Origin of the sequence: Acidaminococcus sp., assembly GCA_022482815.1 — a bacterium.
GTDB lineage: Bacteria > Bacillota > Negativicutes > Acidaminococcales > Acidaminococcaceae > Acidaminococcus.
The window spans coordinates 799,410-821,887 of sequence record JAKVOM010000001.1 but is presented as its reverse complement, the minus strand read 5'-3'; the positions used below and the strand labels follow the sequence as shown (position 1 = coordinate 821,887).

The 22,478-nt window shown below is 45.0% G+C and carries 16 protein-coding genes and 1 pseudogene; 5 read left to right on the top strand and 12 right to left on the bottom strand.

Annotated features, from left to right (window positions below):
• Positions 1 to 29 precede the first annotated feature (29 nt).
• Both cadA and LKE33_03590 read left to right on the top strand, forming a co-directional pair.
• Positions 30 to 2,111 (top strand): annotated as a pseudogene (cadA, locus tag LKE33_03595) (cadmium-translocating P-type ATPase).
• A gap of 122 nt (positions 2,112 to 2,233) precedes the next feature.
• The gene (locus LKE33_03590; protein MCH3950008.1) at positions 2,234 to 2,713 is read left to right on the top strand and encodes a (2Fe-2S)-binding protein; all 480 of its coding nucleotides are present in this window, start codon (positions 2,234 to 2,236) and stop codon (positions 2,711 to 2,713) included.
• 1,346 nt (positions 2,714 to 4,059) lie between these two features.
• On the opposite strand, the gene LKE33_03585 is transcribed toward LKE33_03590, so the two are convergent.
• From LKE33_03585 to LKE33_03565, 5 genes are all read right to left on the bottom strand, one after another.
• Positions 4,060 to 4,923, bottom strand: coding sequence for an NAD(P)-dependent oxidoreductase (locus LKE33_03585; GenBank protein ID MCH3950007.1), 864 nt, complete (start codon positions 4,921 to 4,923; stop codon positions 4,060 to 4,062).
• Between the two features lie 518 nt (positions 4,924 to 5,441).
• On the bottom strand, positions 5,442 to 6,242 hold the full coding sequence (locus tag LKE33_03580; protein ID MCH3950006.1) for a hypothetical protein: 801 nt from the start codon (positions 6,240 to 6,242) through the stop codon (positions 5,442 to 5,444).
• 202 nt (positions 6,243 to 6,444) lie between these two features.
• Positions 6,445 to 7,623, bottom strand: a complete 1,179-nt coding sequence (locus LKE33_03575; GenBank protein MCH3950005.1) for a type III PLP-dependent enzyme — start codon at positions 7,621 to 7,623, stop codon at positions 6,445 to 6,447.
• Positions 7,624 to 8,226: 603 nt separating this feature from the next.
• The gene (gene serS, locus LKE33_03570; protein ID MCH3950004.1) at positions 8,227 to 9,501 is read right to left on the bottom strand and encodes a serine--tRNA ligase; all 1,275 of its coding nucleotides are present in this window, start codon (positions 9,499 to 9,501) and stop codon (positions 8,227 to 8,229) included.
• Positions 9,502 to 9,659: 158 nt separating this feature from the next.
• Positions 9,660 to 10,397 (bottom strand): NAD-dependent protein deacylase, encoded by a 738-nt coding sequence (locus tag LKE33_03565; protein ID MCH3950003.1) that lies wholly within the window; start codon positions 10,395 to 10,397, stop codon positions 9,660 to 9,662.
• Positions 10,398 to 10,655: 258 nt separating this feature from the next.
• Here LKE33_03565 and ggt point away from each other — a divergent pair, with 258 nt between their 5' ends.
• On the top strand, positions 10,656 to 12,404 hold the full coding sequence (gene ggt, locus LKE33_03560; GenBank protein MCH3950002.1) for a gamma-glutamyltransferase: 1,749 nt from the start codon (positions 10,656 to 10,658) through the stop codon (positions 12,402 to 12,404).
• A gap of 352 nt (positions 12,405 to 12,756) precedes the next feature.
• On the opposite strand, the gene LKE33_03555 is transcribed toward ggt, so the two are convergent.
• The 3 genes from LKE33_03555 to LKE33_03545 all read right to left on the bottom strand — a co-directional run bounded on the left by LKE33_03555 (position 12,757) and on the right by LKE33_03545 (position 17,214).
• Entirely contained in the window at positions 12,757 to 13,788 is a 1,032-nt protein-coding gene (locus LKE33_03555; GenBank protein ID MCH3950001.1) for an outer membrane beta-barrel protein, read from the bottom strand.
• 391 nt (positions 13,789 to 14,179) lie between these two features.
• A complete protein-coding gene (locus LKE33_03550) occupies positions 14,180 to 15,619 on the bottom strand; it encodes a carbon starvation protein A (protein ID MCH3950000.1) in 1,440 nt (479 codons plus the stop codon).
• Positions 15,620 to 15,843: 224 nt separating this feature from the next.
• On the bottom strand, positions 15,844 to 17,214 hold the full coding sequence (locus LKE33_03545; protein ID MCH3949999.1) for a hypothetical protein: 1,371 nt from the start codon (positions 17,212 to 17,214) through the stop codon (positions 15,844 to 15,846).
• Between the two features lie 487 nt (positions 17,215 to 17,701).
• Between LKE33_03545 and LKE33_03540 the strand changes: the two genes are divergently transcribed.
• Positions 17,702 to 17,992, top strand: a complete 291-nt coding sequence (locus tag LKE33_03540; GenBank protein ID MCH3949998.1) for a LysM peptidoglycan-binding domain-containing protein — start codon at positions 17,702 to 17,704, stop codon at positions 17,990 to 17,992.
• A 189-nt stretch (positions 17,993 to 18,181) separates the two neighbouring features.
• On the opposite strand, the gene LKE33_03535 is transcribed toward LKE33_03540, so the two are convergent.
• The 3 genes from LKE33_03535 to LKE33_03525 form a co-directional block, all read right to left on the bottom strand.
• Positions 18,182 to 18,580, bottom strand: a complete 399-nt coding sequence (locus LKE33_03535) for a DUF190 domain-containing protein (protein ID MCH3949997.1) — start codon at positions 18,578 to 18,580, stop codon at positions 18,182 to 18,184.
• Positions 18,581 to 18,662: 82 nt separating this feature from the next.
• The gene (locus LKE33_03530) at positions 18,663 to 19,553 is read right to left on the bottom strand and encodes a hypothetical protein (GenBank protein MCH3949996.1); all 891 of its coding nucleotides are present in this window, start codon (positions 19,551 to 19,553) and stop codon (positions 18,663 to 18,665) included.
• Positions 19,550 to 21,046, bottom strand: coding sequence for a long-chain-fatty-acid--CoA ligase (locus tag LKE33_03525; protein MCH3949995.1), 1,497 nt, complete (start codon positions 21,044 to 21,046; stop codon positions 19,550 to 19,552). Before LKE33_03525 ends, LKE33_03530 begins: the two co-directional genes overlap by 4 nt.
• A gap of 106 nt (positions 21,047 to 21,152) precedes the next feature.
• Here LKE33_03525 and LKE33_03520 point away from each other — a divergent pair, with 106 nt between their 5' ends.
• Complete coding sequence (locus LKE33_03520; GenBank protein MCH3949994.1) at positions 21,153 to 21,548, top strand: thioesterase family protein; 396 nt, start codon at positions 21,153 to 21,155, stop codon at positions 21,546 to 21,548.
• A 5-nt stretch (positions 21,549 to 21,553) separates the two neighbouring features.
• On the opposite strand, the gene LKE33_03515 is transcribed toward LKE33_03520, so the two are convergent.
• Positions 21,554 to 22,375, bottom strand: coding sequence for a bifunctional 5,10-methylenetetrahydrofolate dehydrogenase/5,10-methenyltetrahydrofolate cyclohydrolase (locus LKE33_03515; GenBank protein ID MCH3949993.1), 822 nt, complete (start codon positions 22,373 to 22,375; stop codon positions 21,554 to 21,556).
• Positions 22,376 to 22,478 lie beyond the last annotated feature (103 nt).

Sequence of the window (22,478 nt, the reverse complement as noted above, 5' to 3'; positions counted from 1 at the left end):
TTACAAATAATATTTAGGAGGATTTAATAATGAAAAAGAAATTTATACTTGAAGGTTTAGATTGTGCAAATTGCGCGGCAAAAATGGAAAAGGCTATTAATGAGCTTGATGGAGTGAAAGAAGCTACTGTTAACTTTATGACCACAAAACTCGTTATTGATGGTGAGGATGAAAAAATGCCAACAATAATAGCAGAGGCCGAAAAAATAGTTAAAAAAATTGAACCCGATACAACTATGAAAAAGGCTTAAAGGAGGCTATTTAGTATGACAAAACGACTATGGCGAATAATTATTGGTGCAGCCTTGTTAGCTACAGCAGTATTGCTTAATTTAAATAATGAATGGTTACAGATTGCTCTCTTTATAATAAGTTACATTATTGTAGGTGGAGATGTTGTAAAAAGAGCTGTAAAAAATATTTTTAAAGGTCAAGTTTTCGATGAAAACTTTTTAATGAGTATTGCAACAATTGGTGCATTTTTTATTGGTGAGTATCCTGAAGGTGTTGCAGTTATGCTGTTTTATCAAGTTGGAGAACTGTTTCAAAGCTATGCAGTTGGCAAGTCGAGAAAGTCAATTGCAAGCCTTATGGATATTCGACCAGATTATGCAAATGTTAAAAAAGGCGATGAACTTGTCAAAGTTGACCCAGATGAAGTACAAATTGGAGATATTATTGTAATTAAAGCAGGAGAAAAAATTCCTCTTGATGGCAAGGTAATAGAGGGAAGTTCAATGATTGACACATCGGCACTTACTGGTGAATCTGTTCCTCGTGAAGTAGAAGTAGGAAGTGATATCCTGAGTGGTTGCATCAATATTAATGGAGTTATTACAGCAGAGGTTACCAAGGAATTTGGAGAATCTACTGTAAGCAAAATTCTTGATTTAGTTGAAAATGCAAGTAGTAAAAAATCCAATTCAGAACAATTTATTACTAAGTTTGCGAGATATTATACACCAGTTGTGGTTATAATTGCAGTTTTTCTAGCTATTATACCGCCTCTTGTTATAGACGGGGCGACTTTTAGTGATTGGATATATAGAGCACTAGCATTCCTTGTGGTATCCTGTCCGTGTGCTTTAGTTATTTCAATTCCTTTGAGTTTCTTCGGTGGAATAGGTGGAGCCTCAAAAAAAGGTATTTTAGTTAAAGGTAGTAACTACCTTGAAGCATTGGCTCAAACAGAGATTGTTGTTTTTGATAAAACAGGTACACTAACGAAAGGTGTATTTAATGTACAGGAAATTCATCCAGAAGGAGTTTCCAAAGAAGAGCTACTTGAATTAACTGCATATGTGGAGAGCTATTCCAATCATCCGATTTCACTTTCACTGAAACGTGCATATGGCAAAGAAATAGACAATGGACGTATTTCAGATGTAGAAGAGATATCAGGTCATGGTGTTATTGCAACAGTAGATGGCAAAAAGGTTATGGCAGGAAATATCAAACTTATGAAAATGATGGATATCCCTTATTTCAAGGGAGAGCTGATCGGTACTGCTGTACATGTTGCTGTTAATAATAAATATATAGGTTACATTGTAATTGCCGATGAGGTAAAGGAAGATTCAGCACAAGCAATCAAGGAACTTAAGGCAGCTAATATTAAGCAAACAGTTATGTTGACAGGTGATAATAAAAGTGTTGGTTCAAAAGTTGCTAAAGAGCTTGGTCTTGATAAGGTTTATGCAGAACTATTGCCAGCAGACAAAGTTGAAAAACTAGAAGAATTATTTTCACAAAAATCCACAAAAGGTAAACTCGCCTTTGTCGGTGACGGAATCAATGATGCACCTGTATTAGCTCGTGCAGATATTGGAATAGCAATGGGTGGTTTAGGTTCTGATGCAGCCATTGAAGCTGCTGATATTGTAATTATGACTGATGAGCCATCGAAAATTGCTACTGCAATGAAGATTTCTAAAAAGACATTAAAAATTGCAAATCAAAACATAGTATTTGCTATTGGAATAAAAATAATTGTTCTTATTTTGAGTGCTTTTGGAATAACTACTATGTGGGCAGCTATATTTGCAGATGTAGGTGTAACTATCATTGCAGTATTAAATGCTTTTAGAGCCTTGAATGTTAAAAATCTGTAGTATTACGAAAATATAGTTTTTTTATCGCCGATTGGGAGTAGAATTCATCTTAATCGGCGAATTTTGATAGCAGGCAGTGTGCATCTTCTTTTAATGCGAAGCAAAGACGAGGAGGATATATAATGAACAATGTTAATGAATGTTGCCATGAGTGCAATACACAGAAAATAGATCAAACTAAGGATAATTGCCCGGTATGCAATAAAGGAGGAATTTCTGTTAGTAAAGTGACCGTTGAGCACTTAGTAACAGACGATTATCTCAAGTTAGTAGATGGGGAGCAATATAAGATTTGCATGAATGGAGATTGTAGTGTTGTCTACTATAACGTTGATAATGGGGTAAGATTCTTAAAAGAACAAGTTAAAGTTCCTGTCTGGTTTAAGAAAGATGCAGATCCTAAGTATGCTTGTTATTGTAGCGAAGTCACAGAAGGTCAGGTAATTGAAGCAGTTGTAAAGCATGGTGCGAAAACCGTAAAAGAAATAAATGCCATAACAGGAGCAATGAAAAATCCTAATTGTAAAGAAAACAATCCGTTGGGGGTTTGTTGTCATAAGATTATTCAGGAAGCTATCGATAAAGGCTTAACCATGAAATGATTTGAGTTGATCTGTTCCCGAGAACTATAAAATCGTTGATATGTTTCCAAATACCGTGAAAGCGCTAAAAAACAGTTGACCTGTTCCCAAGAACGCTGACATCAATAATGGCAACTCGGGCCATCTTGTCCGGAACGCGTTTGCAGCCGGAAAATCCAGGTTAAAACCCACATAAAGTGGAATGCAAGTATTAAGACCATACATGGATGCAGTCAATTTGTAAAGATTTCGTAAAAATATGGCAATTCACTGCTGCAGACAGAGTTAAGTCTTGTTTTATGTACATTTTTTAGTACTGTTTTTCAGCAACTCAATCACTCGTTAAAAACAATTCCTTAAGTTTTCTTGAGTCAAACAAAACAAAAAAACTGCCGTTATGACTCATCTTTCTTTTTGCAGGATACAAATATGACAGCATAATGGAGCGCAGCTTTTCAAATAGCGCACACCATTATGAGCCTCCCTTTATTATATATAATTCACCTAACAACTTCAATAAAAAACGGTAGATTTTTCAGAATGTTATTTTTATATTGAAAATATTTACTTAATCTTACATTGCTTTATGAATAGTTACTTGTTGTTTATACAAGAAGGACATATGTATTTACCAACAAATAGTCGCTGGTTGCAGACGGCGAAAAGCGAAAAGGGGCCGTGAAGAAATAAAAAGGAGTCTAAGATAAACTGTGGTGTGGTCACCCCTTTAAACAAAATTGTGGTCGGTACTGACCTATAGCATTTCTGTGGTTTGCTTTAAATTATCCTGTGGTCATACCTTTAACGAAGCTGTGGTTTTGCGTTTTAAAGGCAGGCGGGAAAATTAGTCTGAAAATATAAAGAAACCTCTTCCATTAAAATAGAAGCGCTTGAACTTCTATTTCTAATTAGGAGGTAAAACAAATGTCGTTAGAGCAGTTTATTTCAAAATTTTTAACGTAAAAACAACTTAGATTCAGAAGCTTATCACTGTTACCCTCGATAATGTCGTTGTTCTAGTTGATCTGTATTTGATGCTTTCAGTGTCTGAGACACTGATTAATACTCGCGATTTTACAAAAGCAAGAAACAGAATTTTGTATTGTTTCAATAAGGAGGACATTTCCATTATAATGGGTAAAAAGCCGGACTCAAAGCAGCATATGCTGCTTTGAGTCCGGCTTTGAATTTGCTTTAAATGGTGTCAAAACCACAATTTTTGGAAAGCACCCACCACAAAAATATTTAAAGCAAACCACAATTTTGATAAAGGGTACACCACAGTCGGTTTGGAGGGCCGACCACAGGAAAATTTAAATACCCAAATAAAACTTCATTTCTTCACGGCCCCTGGATTCATTTAAAAATCATTTTTGATAATACTTATAAAGCGCCTGAGTTCCCTCGCTGTCCAGCCCTTCCTTGGACAGTTCCTTATATTCCGAAAGCACCTGCTTCAAAACGTTTAATTTGAGGCCCACGGCATCGGATTCTTCCACAGCAATACGCATATCCTTAATAAAATGCTTCAGGAAGAATCCCGGTGCAAAATCGCCCTGAATCATCTTAGCTCCGAAAGCATTGAGCTGAGCACTGCCGGCCGCGCCCGTAGAAACAGCCTTAAGCAGCGTTTCAAGGTCAAGGCCCTCTGCTTTGGCATAATTCAGGCCTTCACAAACACCTGACATGGCACCGGCAATCATAATCTGATTTGCCATTTTGGCGTGCTGTCCATTTCCGGCTGCACCCATGTAGTTGATATTGGTCCCCATCCCTTTGAATACAGGCAGCATCTTTTCATAATCAGCCTTATCACCGCCGACCAGAATAGAAAGGGTCCCGTTTCGAGCCCCGGTATCACCGCCGGTCACAGGAGCATCCATCACATGAAGGCCCTGCTTTTTCCCTTGAGCATAGAGCTTCTTGGAAAGTGTCGGACTCGTCGTTGTCATATCAATGATGTACATTCCCTCATGAGCACTTTCAAAAATAGCGCCCTTGCCAAAATATACCTCTTCCACATCCTTCGGGAACCCGACGATAGTAATCATGATATCGCAGGCCTTGACACATTCGGCAATGGTCGGATGAACCGTAACGCCTTCTGCTTTCAGATCTGCCACCTTCTCCGGGTGACGAGCATAGCAGTGCATCGTGTAGCCTGCTTTTTTAAGGTTACGAAGCATCGATTTTCCCATGATGCCGGTTCCGATAAATCCAATATTTTTCATACGTAGATCTCCTCCCTTTCCGCGTGGGACAAAGTATGAGCGCTGATATTTATCATTAATCTTACCGTCTCCATTATAAGTTAAGTAAAAGGAAAGGGCTAGTGAAAAAGTAGAAAATATTCTACAGACACTCATTGTTTTGCAAATAACCGGCTCTTTTTTACGCTTTCCGCAGCCCGCTGTCCGCATCCCGCCCGTGGAAAAAAATGACAAGGCATTTTTCTTTGAACTTATAAAAAATAAAACCTGAAATTTAGGTGATCTGCTAAATTTCAGGTTTTACATAATATTTATTTGAATCTAAACCTTCACCACACTGCTGCAGGCGAGGCTAAATGCCATAAACCAAAAGCGCCTTTATTTTCTACTAGCTGCTCGCTGCATTCTATCTCAAGAATCTGCCAAAATAGCTGCCAGCACTACAATGCTAACCACTCTCCACTAGCCACTATCCACTTTACTGTGCTATATGCCATATGCCAAAAAGCCAAAAGCGCTTTTCACAGCTTCTTTTTTCATCAGAATAAACTTTTTATCTTACCCAGGATTCCGCTATCTTCTTCCTCCACACAGGAAGGTGTAATGACAAGGGTTTTTACAAGGTTAGAAATATTACGGTGCGGATCCTCCCAATACGTCTTATCGGCTGCGTTAGTATATGCAATAAGTACGTGGAGCCGGTCACTGTTAAGGAATGTCCAGCGGCGAACATTCAGTATCATCACCGGCTGGCCGTCACGCGTAATCACTTCGTCATAAGTCACGTAAAGATGCTCGATACCATTGACAATCTGTGTTTTCATCGGTGTCCAGTTGCGGCATTCAATTTTATATCCTTCCGGAAGACTGCGGCTTACGGCAAATTGCACACCCTCCTGTGTTGCCTTATCGAATTCCTTGATAGCTTTTTCATCCATCCCCAGATTTTGTCCGTAACGGGGCATTTTCATGGGACTGGTAAGCGTCTGAAAAGTCACGCGGGCATAATGGGTTCCCGGTTCCCACGGTGTCTTGGTAAAGTCCGTCGAAACGAGCATTGCACTGCCATTTGCTTTGGCAATCATCTCATCACGAGATAAAATCGTCTTCACAAAAAGATCCGTATCCTGACTCCTCATGAGATTATTACGAAATTCATCCGTCTCAGGCGCCAGCTGCGGCGGCACTGCAAACGTAGCATCATCGCCGGCCTTCACCTGTACCCATCCCGGATAATCTTCCGGCTGTATATTGACCTGCCGTTTTGTATTACCGCCGCAGCCGCCTATTACAAGCGCTGCCGCAATCATTAATAAAAAGAAGTACTTCATTTTTCGCATAAAAATAATCATCCTCTCCGCGTGTCATTATACCACGCAGCGTCAACCCATAGATAGACGAATTCTGCAAAATGGCCATTGGCTGCACTTCTTAGATTCGGTCTTTGACAGAGCGGTACCAGTTGCTCAATCTTCTGATTTGAACTGAAAATAAAAAAGGACTGCCGCATAAAATGCGACAGTACCTTTTTTAAATTCTACATCACACAGCCAGGGACAGCTGTTCCTGCTGCTCCAAGCCCAGTTCCTTGCGAACTTCTTCCCAAATTACCGTACGAGCTTTCTTGAAACCGTTGAAGGTAGTTGCGGAAGCAGACGTGTAAGCGCCGCAGACAGGTACAAGCAGGAGGTCATCGACCTCGAGCGGTTCCGTCATCTTACCGCGGAACATAATATCAAGGGAATCACAGCTCGGGCCGGCAAAGGTTGCCGGAATTTTGCGGCCTTCCTTAAAGCTGATCAGTTTGAAATCCCACTGATCGAAAATCACACCGGAGAAAGTTCCGTAAATCCCGTCATTCAGGAAATACCAGGTCTGGCCATTCCGTTCGTTGACGCCGATAACCTTTGTAATCAGGTTCTGTGCCGTTCCGGCCATATAACGGCCCGGTTCGCTCCAGATTTCCTTATCCGGAAAATCTTCATACAGACGGGCAGCAATCTGGTCGAGCATGGCTGACAAATTGTAATGAACGCCCGTTTCAGGAATCGGAAAACCGCCGCCAATATCCAGGATTGGCAGCTCCAGGCCGTAGCCTGCAGCTTCTTCCTGAAGTCCTTTAACAATGTCAAAGGCGTGCAGGTACGGATCTGCCACCGTCACCTGACTGCCGACATGAATGGCAATGCCAGCCATATCAAGGCCTGCTTCGCGGGCTTTCAGCATAAGAGCAATAGCTCTGTCGCGAGGTGCACCAAATTTCTTGTTAAGGTCCACATGAGCCTTGGGATTATCGATACGCAGACGCAGCAGAACCGTTGCGTGAGGTACAAACTTGGCAATCTTCGCAATTTCGGTTTCGCTGTCAAAAGTCATGCGGGTCACACCGGCTTCCACACAGGCCTTCAGACCACTTTCGGTCTTAATAGGGTTAGCATAGATCATCCGGTCACCGGACACGCCGATGCTGGACAGCAGATTGATTTCTCCGTCACTGGCGACATCGAATTCAGCACCTTTATTTATCATCGTCTCCAGGATCCGCAGATCCGGATTGGCTTTCATTGCATAGTGAATTTTCATCTGCGGAAAATGGTTCTGCAGAATATCATAGTTTTTCTCAACTTGTTCTAAAGAAAGCACCAGTAAGGGAGTACCATAGCGTTCAGCTAACTGAGTTACTGCATCTTGAGACAATTGGAAAAAACTTTGTTCGTTCATTATCCGTCCTCCTTTGCGTCTGGTGACGCTCTTTTTTTTCGTAGTTTATTATACATCAGAGCGCAGAAAACACAATAGGAAATTTGAGGAAAATGAAGGAGTTTAGAGGAGATAAAAGAAAAACAATAAAAAATCCTTAAAAAAAGCTAAATTTTATGTATATATAGGCTTTATTCCATTTACTCGCTCAATCGGCCTCAATCAAGCTCTTACGCCCTCATTCGTCCAAAAACTTAAATCCAAGAAGGCAGAAAAATGAATATTCTCACATAGGTCTCAATGAAGGGCCCCGATTATTCTGCAAAATGTGCTGCTTTTTCTGTCCATCCATACACATTTATGCGTAATTTTAATAGTTTAAGTATATGTTGCAAAAAAATCACAATGAATTTTTATACATTTTTCGAAAAAACGATGCTTCTTGAGCATTTTTAAGTCAAGTTCATGACTTCCCGTAAAATAGGAGGAACTCATCCTGAAGAAAATCAGGGGCAGAGGATTTTTTCACTATTTTTATAGCTGGATTCCATTATATAAAAAAGCTGTGAAAAGATGAAAAATCATCTTCTCACAGCTTTTTCTTGTAACGTTTTTCTTACTATCTCAGCGTTTCGTAATGACGTCTACACCCATATATGGTCTGAGAACCTCAGGAACTACGACACTGCCGTCCTCCTGCTGATAGTTTTCCAGGATAGCGGCCACCGTACGGCCAACAGCGAGGCCGGAACCGTTGAGGGTATGGACGTATTCCGGTTTGGACTTGCTGTCGCGGCGGAAGCGGATATTGGCCCTTCTTGCCTGGAAGTCCACGCAGTTGGAGCAGGAAGAAATCTCACGATATTTGTGCTGTGCCGGGAACCAGACTTCCAGATCATAGCACTTTGCAGCGGAGAAGCCGAGGTCGCCCGTGCAGAGGCAAACGACATGATACGGAAGTTTCAGCGCTTTCAGGATATCTTCTGCGTTGTTGGTGAGTTTCTCCAGTTCATCATAAGAATCTTCCGGTTTGGTAAATTTGACCATTTCCACTTTGTGGAATTGATGCTGACGAATCAAACCGCGCGTATCACGACCGGCAGAACCTGCTTCAGCACGGAAGCAAGGCGTCATAGCGGTCAGGTAAATCGGCAGCTTGGAGCCATCAATAATTTCATCGCGGTAGTAGTTCGTAAGAGGAACTTCAGCCGTCGGAATCAGGTACATTTCCATACCGTCAAGACGATACATATCTTCATGGAACTTAGGCAGTTGGCCCGTACCGGTCATGGTTTCCCGAGAAACGATATAGGGCGGAATCACTTCCGTATAGCCATCTTTCTGAGTGTGCTGATCCAGCATGAAGTTATAGACCGCACGTTCCAGTTTAGCACCGAGGCCAAGATAATAGTAGAAGCGGCCGCCGGATACTTTAGCGGCCCGTTCTGCATCAAGAATGCCCAGTTCTTCCCCGATATCCCAATGGGCCTTCGGTTCAAAATCAAAATGAGTCGGTTCACCCCATTTGCGGACTTCCGGGTTCTCGGAATCGTCTTTGCCGATGGGTACGTCCGGAGCCGGCATATTCGGGATAGTCAGCATAATATCATGAAGGCGGGTTTCCACATCTTTTAACTTCTTATCGCCTTCGGCAATCTTATCGCCCAGTTCCCGCATCGCAGCAATCTTCTCGGAAGCGTCTTCCCCATTCCTCTTCATCTTGCTGATTTCCGCGGAAACACTGTTGCGCAGGCTCTTATCTGCTTCCACTTCCTGCAGCAAATCACGACGCTGCTGATCAAGTTTCTTGAACGCATCCATATCGACTTCGGTATGGCGGTTCTTCAAGGCTTCGATTACCTCATCCGTATGTTCACGGACAAATTTCAAATCTAACATGGTCATTACCCCCAAATAGTATCATGTGCCCATTATAGCACAAATTGAGCCGTAAAGAAAAATGCTTGAAAATCGGCACTGCCTATAAAACAGGCAGTTTTTCCGGAACGATACGTCCGGTTATCATCTCTCCATCAAGGCAGTCCTGTACAGACGTATCAAGGCAGCTGTGACATGACCTTACCGATAGCATCCGGAATAATGAGATCAGCATCCTGGTCATAAGTCGTACTCCCCTTGTTAATGAGTACGAGTTTATGACCGCGGTAATAACGAATCAGCCCGGCTGCCGGATAAACCACTAGTGAAGTGCCCCCGATGATCAGCATATCTGCGTCAGAAATGAAACGCACTGCAGCCTCCAGGATATCCATATCAAGCCCTTCTTCATAGAGGACAACATCCGGTTTAATGAGTCCGCCGCACTTATCACAATGCGGAATTCCCGTCGTCTGCTTCATGTAAGCAGCATCAAAGAATTTATGGCACTTTGTGCAATAATTCCGATGCACACTGCCGTGCAGTTCCAATACATTCTTGCTGCCCGCCGCCTGATGTAACCCATCGATGTTCTGTGTCACAATAGCCTTTAGTTTGCCTTCCTGTTCCCACTGAGCCAATTTTTTATGTGCCGCATTGGGCTGCGCGTCGAGGCACAGCATTTTATCACGATAAAAACGATAAAACTCCTCGGTATTTTCACAGAAAAATGTATGACTCAAAATCGTCTCCGGCGGGAATTTATATTTCATATGATACAAGCCATCCACACTACGGAAGTCAGGTATCCCGCTTTCTGTCGAAACGCCGGCACCGCCAAAAAAGACAATATTGTCGCTATCTCTGACCCACTGGGCCAAAGTCTCAATCTTTTGCTGCAGTTCTTCGGTTTCCATAGTGACTCGCTCCTTTCTAGTCCTTACCACTCCATTATAATATGGTCCCGTCAAAAAGAAATCCCCCTCTGAAAAAAAGATTACTGTACGGGCGAATCCACTGTTTTTTCAGTTGTGCATCTGTGTATCTTTTATTACAGCTTTTCCCGATATTTTCCCTTACTACTGCATTCCCTTTGTTCTCCATCTGACTTTACATTATAATTTAATCGTCAGATATCTTCTTTTTTGTTTTGCTCTAATAAGGAGGGATATTGTATGTTTACTTGTGCAAAAGCAAAGGGAAGAAAGAAAGCCTTTACAGCGATGGCGCTGGTCCTGTCGCTCTTAGGCTCATCAGTCACCATGGCCGCTCCGGCAAACGAACTTTTAACCAGTAACGGTTCGGGCATGGTCGTTTCTTCCCAGCCTCTGGCCGACAAGATTGGGCAAGACGTTCTCAATAAGGGTGGAAATGCTATCGACGCAGCGGTTGCCGTAGGATACGCCCTTGCCGTCTGTCACCCCAATGCCGGCAACATCGGCGGCGGTGGATTTGCCGTCATCCATTTGAAAGACGGAGAAGACCTGGCCCTTGATTTTCGTGAAGTCGCACCGGGCAAGGCTACGCGTGACATGTACCTGGATGACGAAGGAAATGTCGACAGCAGCAAGAGCCGCGTAGGCTACCTTTCCGTCGGTGTCCCCGGGACGGTCGCCGGTATGAGCGAGATGCTCAATAAATACGGAACCAAGAGCCTGAAAGAACTGATTGCTCCCTCTATCGAAATGGCAGAAAAAGGCTTTACTGTCTCAAGAAACATGGCTGGAACTTTACAAGATGTCGGAACAGAACGCTTCACACCTTATAAAGCATCCCGCAAATATTTCCTCCACAAGGACGGCAGCCTTTATAAGGAAGGCGAACTCTTTGTACAGAAGGATCTGGCCAAAGTCCTGCGCCGTATTGCCGATGATCCGCGTGATTTTTACACAGGAAAAACGGCTAAGCTCATTGTAAAGGATATGGAAGAAAATGGCGGGCTCATCACAGCTGATGACCTGGCCAAATATAAACCGGTATGGCGCAAGCCCAGTGAGACCACCTATCGCGGATATAAGATTATTTCCATGGCTCCGCCTTCATCGGGAGGGCCCATCATTGCGGAAATCCTGAATATCATGGAAAATGCGGATATCCAAAAGAGCGGATTCGGGACACCGCAAACTATCCACATCATGGCAGAAGCGATGCGCCGCGCATACGCGGACCGGAGCGAGTATTTCGGAGATCCTGATTTCGTCGATGTCCCGGTAAAAGAACTCACTGATAAAGCGTATGCCAAAAAACTTTATGAAACCATCGATGCTACAAAGGCTACGCCGAGCAGCCTTGTAAAACCTGGCCTGGGCCCGATTAAAGAAGGCACACAGACCACTCACTATTCCGTAGTTGACCGTTTGGGCAATGCAGTTTCCGTCACGTACACCATCAATGATTGGTACGGAAGCGGTGTTGCTGTAGAGGGTGCCGGTTTCCTCCTTAATGACGAGATGGATGACTTCTCAGCAAAGCCTGGCGTTCCTAATATGTACGGGGTTATCGGCGGCGATGCCAACTCGATTGCCCCCTACAAACGGCCTCTCAGCTCCATGAGCCCTTCCATCATCTCCAAAGATGGAAAGATTTTCATGGTCGTCGGAAGCCCGGGCGGCAGCCGCATCATTACGACGGTTCTCCAGGTTATCTCCAACGTCATTGATCACAAAATGCCCGTCAATGAAGCCGTCTCCGCACCTCGCTTCCACATGCAGTGGCTGCCTGACGAGATCAGGCTGGAACCGGATAACGGTTTATCCGATAAGGATAAGGCTGACCTTGAAGCCCGCGGCTATCACCTGACAGTGAAACCTTATATGGGCGACGTAAACGCCATCATCATTGACCCGGAAACGGGTAAGATGACTGGCAGCCACGATTCGAGAACCGATCTCAGCTTCATCGAAGTAACAACAACCAAAAAGTAAATATTTTATAAAAAGTGACCATGGAACGACGATTGTTCGTTATTCCATAGTCACTTTTTCGCTGGTCGCGGGTCGCTTGCCGCCGGCCGCATTGAAACCTAGTACCCTAATTGGAGATAAGGAAAGGCAAACCTCCTTCGTCGGTTTAGCGGATTGCCAAACCAATGGCTTGGCTTACTAAGGAACTTTCTTCCACCACTTCGTGGTCCGTCTCCTTCCGACTTTGTGGAAGGAGGTGGCAGAGGAAAGGCAAACCTCCTTTGTCGGTTTGCTTTATTTAATTAAAAAAATCGTCCCAGGAAAATTCCTGAGACGATTTTTTTCTCCGCCGAAGCGGCATCATTCTATTAAATTATTTGTGTTCCCAAACATCAACACGGCGGTTGTCAGCCTTGCCTTGTTCAGTAGAGTTGGAAGCAACAGGATCCTTTTCGCCCTTATAGTTCAGGGTCAGGCGATCACTGGAAACACCGTTGTTTGCAACATATTGAGCTACGTTGTCAACACGGCGCTTGGACAGGTCTTCGTTGTAAGCATCAGAAGCATCGGAGTCCGTATTGCCAACCAGTTTGAAGGTGGAATCCGGATGATCCTTAGCTACCTTAACGATATTATCCATCTTAGATTTTTCAGAAGCAAGCGGCTGATCTTCGTCAGAAGCGAAGTGGATGCTGTCCAGATAGTAATCATTGTAGACATGAGCCGGTTCAGCAACCGGTTCTTCTACTACAGGAGCCGGTTCTTCAACAACAGGAGCAGCTTCTGCCTTATGGCCGCCGAAACGATAGGACAGACCTACCAGGAAGCCACGATATTTGATGTTGTGGTCATCATTCAGTTCGGTATCAACATAACGGTAACCGGCGTTGATGTCCCAGTCATCATTGATCGTGTAAGAAAGACCAGCTTCCCACAGGGAAGTGCTCTTCGTGCCCAGTGCGCCTTCAGCGTACAGAGCCAGGTTCTTAGCAAGATCAAACTTCGTAGCTACACCAAATTGAGCCACGTTGTTGGTTTCGTCAAAGCCATGTCCAAAGTCATTGTTGATGCGGTTCCAGCCGGCAAACAGAGCAACGTTCTTGCCCAGGCTGTACAGCAGATTAACTTCGTGTTCATCGCCATCGGTATCGAAATCACCGGCGTCGGTCTTCAGGCCATGATAGTCATAGCGCAGAGCCCATTTATCGGAAATACCGTAACCCAGGCCACCATAGAAATTCCATTTCGTCTCGCTGTCATGTCCATAGGTTTTTGCTTTCGGATCCCAGGCGCCCAAATCGAGCTGCCATTCTCCCTGATCCCAAGTTGTTTGCGGTGCTGCGCTGGCGATAGAAGCCCCAGCAACGAGTGCCATCAGCGTAGCAACAACTACCTTCTTCTTCATACCAATGCCTTCTTTCCTCGTTTTCCTTTTTGACATCAATTTAAAAGAACTTGACTCTTCAGTCATTGGTATAAATTTAAATCTAAATTATGAAGAAAACATGAATATATTATAAATACTTTGTGTTTTTTTTGTGAATTTTCTTATGAATTCTTTATGATTTGGTGAGTGCCCACATAGTGAACGCTGCAAATAAAACGCCTTTATAAAATGATAAATTTTCTGTGCCGGTTGCCCTGATTGATGACAATCCTCTGCCTCAATAAGTTTCCCCAGCTTCCGACTATGCGGAAGCTGATTGCAGGAGTAAAGCAAAAACCTCCTGAATTATTTTATTATAAAAAAAACTGCGGTGCATTCGCACCGCAGTTTTTCGTGTCTTGTAAAGCAATCAGCCTTCAACAGGTTTATCAGCCAGATCGATTTCGCCCTTTTCAACTCTCTTTGCGCGCTTCCAGAACAGGATGTTTGCAATGATAGCGACAACGATACCAGCAGGATAAGCGACGGTAGTAGAAAGACCAAGGCCTTCCTTAGCCATCAGAATGTAGGTGCAGGATACTGCACTCATGAAGGTACCAGGAATCAGAGCAATCCAGTAGTTGCCCTTGTTAGCCAGCAGGTACATAGCACCGGCCCACAGAACAAACATAGCCAGAGTCTGGTTCGTCCAGGAGAAATATCTCCAAAGAATGGTTACGTCAACCTGAGTCAGAATACCACCAATCAGGATGATAGGTACAGAAAGTTTCAGACGGCTTGCAATAGTCTTCTGATCAATGCGGAACCAGTCGCAAATGGTGTAACGAGCACTGCGGAATGCCGTATCAGCAGAAGATACAGGGCAGGCAATAACACCGATCATAGCGATAACGGTACCAACACCGCCCATCAGGCCTTTGCAGATATCATAGACAACGCCGCCGGCACCTTTGTAGGTGACGAAAGCTTTAGCCAGTCCGGAAGTACCATTGTAGAAGGAGCAGCCAGCTGCAGCCCAAATCAGAGCAATGATACCTTCGCAAACCATAGCACCGTAGAAAATCTTATGGCATTCACGTTCACTCTTGATGCAGCGAGCCATCAGAGGAGACTGAGTGGAATGGAAACCGGAAATAGCACCGCAGGCAACGGTGATGAACATAATCGGCCAAACCGGAGTTCCTTTCGGATGCATATTGACGAAAGCAATTTCAGGAATGTTGTAACCTTTAGCAAAGAGCATTACACAAACGCCGACTGCCATGAAAATCAGGCAGAAGCCAAAGACCGGATACAGTCTGCCAATGACTTTATCAATTGGCAGGAAGGTTGCGACGAAATAGTAAATCAGCAGAACAACCAGCCAGAAGTTGAAGCTCTGAGTCGTAATCTTCGTCAGCAGGCCGGCAGGGCCAGTCGTGAAGGCAACACCTACAAGGATCAACAGGACAACAGAGAAGACACGCATAACCGTCTTCATCGTAGGGCCAAGGTACTTACCTACGATTTCAGCGATGCTGGCGCCGTCATTACGTTCGGACAGCAGGCCGGAAATGAAGTCATGGACACCGCCGGCAAACACCGTACCGAAGGTGATCCACAGGAATACGGCAGGACCCCACATTGCACCAGCCAGAGCACCAAAGATAGGACCCAGGCCAGCAATGTTCAGCAGCTGGATAAGGAATACGCGCGGCGTGTCCATCGGGACATAGTCAACGCCATCTTCCAGTCTGTATGCCGGAGTCTTTCTGTCATCGATAGGAGGACGGAAGCAGCTCTCAACATACCCGCCGTAAATGAAATAGCCAAGAATTAGGATAGCAAGACACACAAAAAAGCTAATCATTACATTAACCCCCTTCTGCGAAAGTTTAGTTTCGCTTTTTCATTTACCCTTTCATTATAGACTCTTTACAATTTAAAATCTATACAATTTTTATTATTTTCATTATCTTTATGATTTTTCATTCAATTTTGTATGTGGCAAATAAACAATTGCCGGTCCAGAAAGGACAAACAGAACAAAAAATAAGGGCAGGTCTAAATTCCTGCCCTTTCAAAAATTCCTGTTTATTTTTTAATTGTCCATTTGCTGCATACATGAATACCTTTTTCATCGGGTACAAGAGCAGTCAGCTGAACAACATCGAACAAGTTTCTGTCCGCAATTTTGTATTGTGATACTTTATTCTTTCTAATAACGTCTGTAAAGTCAACTGTTAACGTATTTTGATTATATGTGCAGATCAGGTCATCCTTGCTTACTGTTTTCATATTGAAAACAGCATTGACGAGGGACATGATAATTCTCGTACCCAGCAGCTTGACGACCAATTCGCCAAGCTTATTATCAGCAACTGCAAAATCATAAATCTTGAAACGCCCGTAGGAGGCCGTATTATTGAGGGCAAATCCTTCAATACCGATTACGGCCGTAATGGTACCGTATTTTTCATTTTCTACGGAGAGGGAAAGCTTATGATCGCCGTAATAGGAGCATCCTGCCAGTTTGAAATCGCTGTCTTTCAAGGCTTCACTGATTCCCTTGGACAAATCCAGGTACGGGACTACAATGGCACCGCTTCTCAGCTGCTCCCAGGTTTGAACGGAAATCCAACGAGTGGCTATTTCCTTATAAGGCTGCAGTTTTTCTGCTACACTGTCCGCAACTTCCTCAACGTTATTCATCACGGAAGCCACCTTGCCCTTCGGGCCTTCCTTACTATTGCGGATATCCTCATAAGTGCTGGAAACCTTATCAGCAGCTTCATCTGCTGTCGTTTTGATCTTATCGAAGATGGGACGAGCTTTCTCCTTCATTTTCAGCTTTGTCTCATCGCCCAGAGGCAGGTTGCGGGTAGGATCTTCCTTGAATTCTTTAAAGCGGGCCAATCCTTCTTTTTTGGCCTCTTCAAAGATTTCACGGATCCGTTCCATATCTTTAGGCTGGCCGGCTTTCAGCCAGGCATTGGCGGCCTTACCTACGGCATAAGTAATTGCCACGCCCATAGGAACCTGAAGCGGCGGGAACGGAATCAGAGTAAAGAGAGTCTGTCCGACAAAAGAAGCGCCCAGGGAACTGATAAGACCGGTGATAGCGCTCGACTCCAATTCAATACCGCGCAGATCACCCAGGCGGACAACCATATAGACTTCGTTTGCCATCAGGGCCAGGGAACCTAAAAACGGCGTCATAACAATGACACTGGCACGGGCAGCACCCCAGCGGCAGATGCTCTCGGCTTCTTTCTCAATGTCCTGCGGATCAAGTTCTGTTTCTGTCTTGACAAGGGTACCTTCCGGAATGGATTCAGCTTCTGCTTCCACAACATCGTCCGAAGTATCAGCGGCATTCTCTGCAGCCTTGTCCGCTGCAGCTTCTGCAGCCTGATCGGCAGCAGCCTGGTTCTCATTGTCAAATTCACGGGTTTCTTCACTCATAAGGAATCCCTCCTATATTGTCTCACTTTGTGGACATTCTTTAGTGACATTATACCATACCGCATGTGGAAAATTGTGACAATTGGGAAAAACAGCACTGTGGGCGATTAAAGACAAGTCTCATGCACAGACTGTTGTCACGCTTTTTCCAATTTACGAAGATGCAAATTTACACTCATTCTTTCCTCTGCGGCAGTATCCGATTTTTTCTGCTGCATTTTCGGCAGTGGCCCGAAACATCCTCAAATCTATACTAATATGGCTTCATTTCCCTTTCGATGACCGCTGTATCGTCAGAAAATTAATCTTTATATCACTTTTTTCATACCTTTGCAACTATTTTTTATAAAGTGGTCATTTTTCAGGACTTGTACGCTTTTTAGTTATAAAAACGAACAAATTTTTGTTTTTTTCTCTTGTAAAATTACATTCATAGTGATATTATGCAAATAACCGAACGAAAGTTCGTTAGATAGGAGTGAATATCATGAAACGTTTGAGCTGTCTTTTACTTTTGGTCATGGCCGGACTTTTCTGCCTTGGTTTTGCATTCTCAAAAGAAGACACTGTACAATTCCACAAAGAACGCGTCATGGTCTACTCCGGCGACAGTCTCTGGAGCATTGCCAGCCGTCGGACTGCCGACGGTGAAGACGTCCGCGAAGTGATTGATCGTATCGTCAAAGAAAATAAACTGGACCAAACCCAGGCCATCCAGCCCGGACAGGTTCTCATTGTCACTGTCAAAGGAGCAGGTCAGCAGCTTGCTGTTAAATAAAATATTTTCTCTATTCTTTCTTCTTTCTTTTATCTTTCTTTTATCTTTCTTCTTTCCTTTACAATGGGCTGCCGCAAAACGCGGCAGCCCACTTTTGTACTTCCCTATCTCAGCAAAGAGACAAAATCTAAAAAGTAATCAGCCGGCACCTGTATACAAGTACCGGCTGATTTTGTTTTCAATTCTGATTTACTCCTGCAGTGCAGGATTTTCACGATCTTCCACAGCTTTACTGAAACGTTTTTTCACAAAATCAGTAGCCAGCATGTTGACATCGTCAACAATTGCAACACCATGGGTCAGATTTTCCTGCAGGAAAGGAATGACTCTGTTAATCTGTGCTTCCGTATCGATGATCGTGATGATGACTGGCAGATTAATTGCATCGGAAACACTGATGAGCATTCTTCTCTCACGGCCGCGTACACGGCTGCCATAGCCCTGAAGGCCGCGGAACACTGTGCAGCCGGCAAGTTTATACTTTGCTGCTACATCCAGCATGACCTTATAAAAAGGTCTGTCTCCACAGAAAAAATCTTCTCCGACGAATATAATAAGCTGTTTTAATTTTATGAATTCCGCTGCCATTTTTTACCCTCCATTCCTTTTTTCTGTATTTTAGCATAACATAGGAATTTTGGCAAAAATTTGTTGATTTTGTAACATATACTTACAATTTTTCGTCTTTATGAGCGTCTTTCTCGCTATTATCATCGATTTGCTCTTCTGGAAGCGGCAATATATGATCACTTTTTTCTTGTTTCTTTGTCCATTCCTCCAGAGCTTTTTGCCGGCGCAGTTTACGCGAATAAGCAGCTGCCACACCACCGATGACAAGCAGCACGACCACCCAGCCGGCCGCTTTAACGGGATTGAGATAAGTCACAGACGCCTGAAGCGGCGTATCTTCTCCCATCGGAATCTTCCAGACGAGGACACGCCCGTCATCACTGACTTTAGTGGCATTGCTTTGATCCACACGAGTCGGCAGTTTAAGCACAAACCGCAGGTCAAACTGGCTCATCAGGTTCTTCAATACGGCCTTGACGTTTTCATCCTTGACGCTTTCCTTAGATTCCAGGGCCATCGTAGTATTCACGTCAATCGTGTCAAAAAGCAGTCCGCTGTGCATCGTCACAATCGGTTTTTCTTCTTTGTCAGGCAATTTCGGCCGTACATCATTCGTGGCGCCTTTTGCGTCCGGATTAATGCCGTTACCCGTATCCGCCTGTCCGAGTGCCCCGCGGGCGCCCTCTTCCCAGGTCTTGAAATTAAACGTGCGCAGCACCTTGGATTTTTTGATATCTTTCAGCTGGTTGAAATGCTTATGAGCCTCAAAGCCCTTATAATCACCATCATCCACCGGACGAACCTGATAGCCGTCCTTCCTGAAATCTTCCTCAAAAGTCTGCGCCGTCGGCTGCAAAATCGGAAGTGCCGTCAGGCGGCACGTCACGTCAGCTGCCCCGAGACGTGTGACTTCCAAAGTAATGACACCCTTGGCACACCCGCTTACGAGGCAGGCCAGCAATACGCAGAGCGCTGCAAGCAGCTTTTTCATAAAACCCTCCCGGCAAGCCTGTTTTCCGACAGCACGGCAATCGCCTTTTTACGCAGTTCGGGTTTGCGCACTTTTCCAAGTCCCGTGCGCGGAAGCTCGGAAACGAGAAAATACTCGCGAGGGACTTTATAAGGAGCAACCTGACCGAGCAAATACTGACGCAGCGCTTTCAGATTCGGCTTTATGCCTTCCTGCGGCACCACATAGATACAGATTGATTCACCGCGAAGTTTATCCGGGACACCAATGACAGCCGCTTCCGCGATGCCTTCAAACTTGCAGGCGGCCTCTTCGATTTCCCGGGGATATACGTTTTCACCGCTGGAAATAATGAGATCTTTGATCCGGTCAACAAGGAACACAAAACCGTCTTCGTCAATATATCCCACATCACCAGTATGAAGCCATCCGTCAACGATTGTACTCTTTGTCTCTTCAGGCCGGTTCAGATATCCTAACATGACGTTAGGTCCCTTGACGAGTACTTCGCCGCGTTCGCAGCGTTCCATTTCCTTACCGTCGGGGCTGACAATTTTCACCTGTACGTTCGGAATAGGTACTCCGATGGAACCGATCTTGATTTTTCCGGGATAATTAAAAGTAACAACCGGAGATGCTTCGGAAAGGCCATACCCTTCAAAGACGGGGCGCCCGTATTTCACAGCAAACGTGCGGCCGAGATCAAGGCCCAGCGGTGCGGCACCACTGATAAAGAAGCGCACCGATTCCACCGACTCGAGGTCACGGCTTTCACAAAGCAGACGGAACACAGCCGGTACACCGGTAAACACCGTAACTTTATGTTTTCTCACAAGCCGCATGGCGGTCTTGAAGTTATAAACGGACTGAATGACAATGCGTCCGCCGTGCAGAAGGGTGCTGGCAACACACACGGTCCAGGCAAAGCAATGATACATCGGGAGCAGACACAAGACCGTATCTTTTTCATTGTATGGGACAGCCATGGTGAAATCCCGGGCATTGGCACACAGGTCCGTATGGCTCAGCATGGCCCCTTTCGGGCTGCCCGTCGTACCGGATGTATAAATAATGCTGCAGTTATCATCCGGCTGCATCGGAACTTCCTTCAGCGTTTCCGCAGGAGCCTGTTCAAGCTCAGCAAACGTAACCTGCTCGCATTCAGGGCCGCCCATCTCTTTCAGGGGATCTTCCAGCGCCATCGGTTTTTTAACAACAAGCAGCTTGATACCTGCATCATGAACAATATAGGCCACTTCGCGCGGAACCAGCTGGAAGTTAATAGGTACAACAACCCCGCCGGCACGCACTACCGCAAAATACGTCAAAATAAAATCAATACAGTTTTTACTGAACAGACCTACCCGGTCACCCGGCTGAACACCTTTTTTCTGGAACACGCCGGCCCACTGATCAACGAGTCTCCGCAGTTCTCCGTAAGTTACATGACGGTCCTGATCGATAATGGCTTCTGCTTCATCAGGATGATTGGCATAAATATCAAAAAACAGCATGCGCGCTACCCCCTCCTTGCGCTGCGCTCAACTTGCTTTCACGCAGGAAAACGAATACAATGATTGCGGTAAACTAAAATAAACTTTATGGAAAGAAGTGAATCTCATGAAAGAACTTAGAATCGGTGCAGCCGCCGAAGCCAGTGAAATGGTTATGCACACGAATACGGCCAAGGCCATGGGCAGCGGATCTCTCGATGTCTATGCTACGCCCGCCCTGTTGGGTCTCATGGAAAAAGCCGCCTGCGCACTTGTAGATCCGTGTCTCGATGAAGACACGACCAGCGTCGGTATCAGTGTTTCCATTTCTCACGATGCACCTACGGCCGTCGGTAAAAAAGTCACTGCCAAAGCCGTCCTGGTCGGCGTGGATGGAAGAAAGCTTTCCTTCAAGGTCACAGCTTCCGACGAACATGGCATTATCGGGCAAGGCTCCCACGAACGTTTCCTCGTTAAAAAGGATAAGTTCATGGCCAAGCTCGCTGCCAAATACAACGACTAATCCACTTAAAGATTGCGGGTCAGTGTTTCCATGACCATCAGGTTACTGAGTACACCGACACCGCCGGGCACCGGCGTATATGCCGCTGCCTTATGGAGCTTTGCTCCTTCTGAGATGTCACCGACCAGTTTCCCGTCCTGGGAGGACAGTCCGATATCAATCAGTACACAGTTCTCCCGCACCATATCTTCAGTGATCAGGTTCGGTTTTCCGACAGCACTGAAAATTATATCTGCCTGACTCAAAATGTTGGGCAGATTTTTTGTTTTAGAGCGGCAAACCGTCACTGTGGCATGACGATCGACCAGCATTAAAGTCAGCGGCCGGCCAACTACGTCTCCGTAGCCGACCATGACAACGCGCCGGCCTACCAGCGGAATATGGTAGTAATCTATGATTTTCATGCAGGCTCTTGGCGTACAGGGTCCCCAGGGACTGATGCCCAGATAGAACTCCCCGCTGTTCAGCGGATGCAGGCAGTCCATGTCCTTCCTGGGATCGATACAATTCATCAGAGCCATCTGGCTGATCTGCGGCGGTACCGGCATAAGCGGCAAGATGCCTGTCACAGTCGGGTCCTCGCTGAGTTTTATCAGCTCAGCTTCCGCTTCTTCCTGAGAAATATCAGCCGGCAGTTCAACATCACGGGTATTGACGCCAAGCCCATGGGCACATTTGATCAAACTGCGCTTGTAGACATGGGCCGCCGGGTCATCTCCAATAATATAGGTTGCCAGCGTGGCTTCCGAATTCGCAAAAACTTCCTTCAAACTGCTGCGAATTTCATCAGCAACCGGTTTTCCTCTGAGAACGAGCGTTCTTTTCAACTTGCATCCTCCTCATCAGCTACGCAGCCGGGATTGGCACAGCTTCACCGTTTCCTATCAGAAATTGTCTGTCAAAATGGAATCTGCATCCCATTACTGCGTC

Bases quoted from the DNA above. Each gene is read 5' to 3' on its own strand.
- LKE33_03545 (MCH3949999.1), bottom strand. From the start codon at position 17,214: ATGAGTGAAGAAACCCGTGAATTTGACAATGAGAACCAGGCTGCTGCC.
- LKE33_03590 (MCH3950008.1), top strand. From the start codon at position 2,234: ATGAACAATGTTAATGAATGTTGCCATGAGTGCAATACACAGAAAATA.
- serS (MCH3950004.1), bottom strand. From the start codon at position 9,501: ATGTTAGATTTGAAATTTGTCCGTGAACATACGGATGAGGTAATCGAA.
- LKE33_03525 (MCH3949995.1), bottom strand. From the start codon at position 21,046: ATGCTGTTTTTTGATATTTATGCCAATCATCCTGATGAAGCAGAAGCC.
- LKE33_03555 (MCH3950001.1), bottom strand. From the start codon at position 13,788: ATGAAGAAGAAGGTAGTTGTTGCTACGCTGATGGCACTCGTTGCTGGG.
- LKE33_03520 (MCH3949994.1), top strand. From the start codon at position 21,153: ATGAAAGAACTTAGAATCGGTGCAGCCGCCGAAGCCAGTGAAATGGTT.
- LKE33_03580 (MCH3950006.1), bottom strand. From the start codon at position 6,242: ATGCGAAAAATGAAGTACTTCTTTTTATTAATGATTGCGGCAGCGCTT.
- LKE33_03535 (MCH3949997.1), bottom strand. From the start codon at position 18,580: ATGGCAGCGGAATTCATAAAATTAAAACAGCTTATTATATTCGTCGGA.
- LKE33_03565 (MCH3950003.1), bottom strand. From the start codon at position 10,397: ATGGAAACCGAAGAACTGCAGCAAAAGATTGAGACTTTGGCCCAGTGG.
- LKE33_03575 (MCH3950005.1), bottom strand. From the start codon at position 7,623: ATGAACGAACAAAGTTTTTTCCAATTGTCTCAAGATGCAGTAACTCAG.
- LKE33_03550 (MCH3950000.1), bottom strand. From the start codon at position 15,619: ATGATTAGCTTTTTTGTGTGTCTTGCTATCCTAATTCTTGGCTATTTC.
- LKE33_03540 (MCH3949998.1), top strand. From the start codon at position 17,702: ATGAAACGTTTGAGCTGTCTTTTACTTTTGGTCATGGCCGGACTTTTC.
- ggt (MCH3950002.1), top strand. From the start codon at position 10,656: ATGTTTACTTGTGCAAAAGCAAAGGGAAGAAAGAAAGCCTTTACAGCG.
- LKE33_03585 (MCH3950007.1), bottom strand. From the start codon at position 4,923: ATGAAAAATATTGGATTTATCGGAACCGGCATCATGGGAAAATCGATG.
- LKE33_03530 (MCH3949996.1), bottom strand. From the start codon at position 19,553: ATGAAAAAGCTGCTTGCAGCGCTCTGCGTATTGCTGGCCTGCCTCGTA.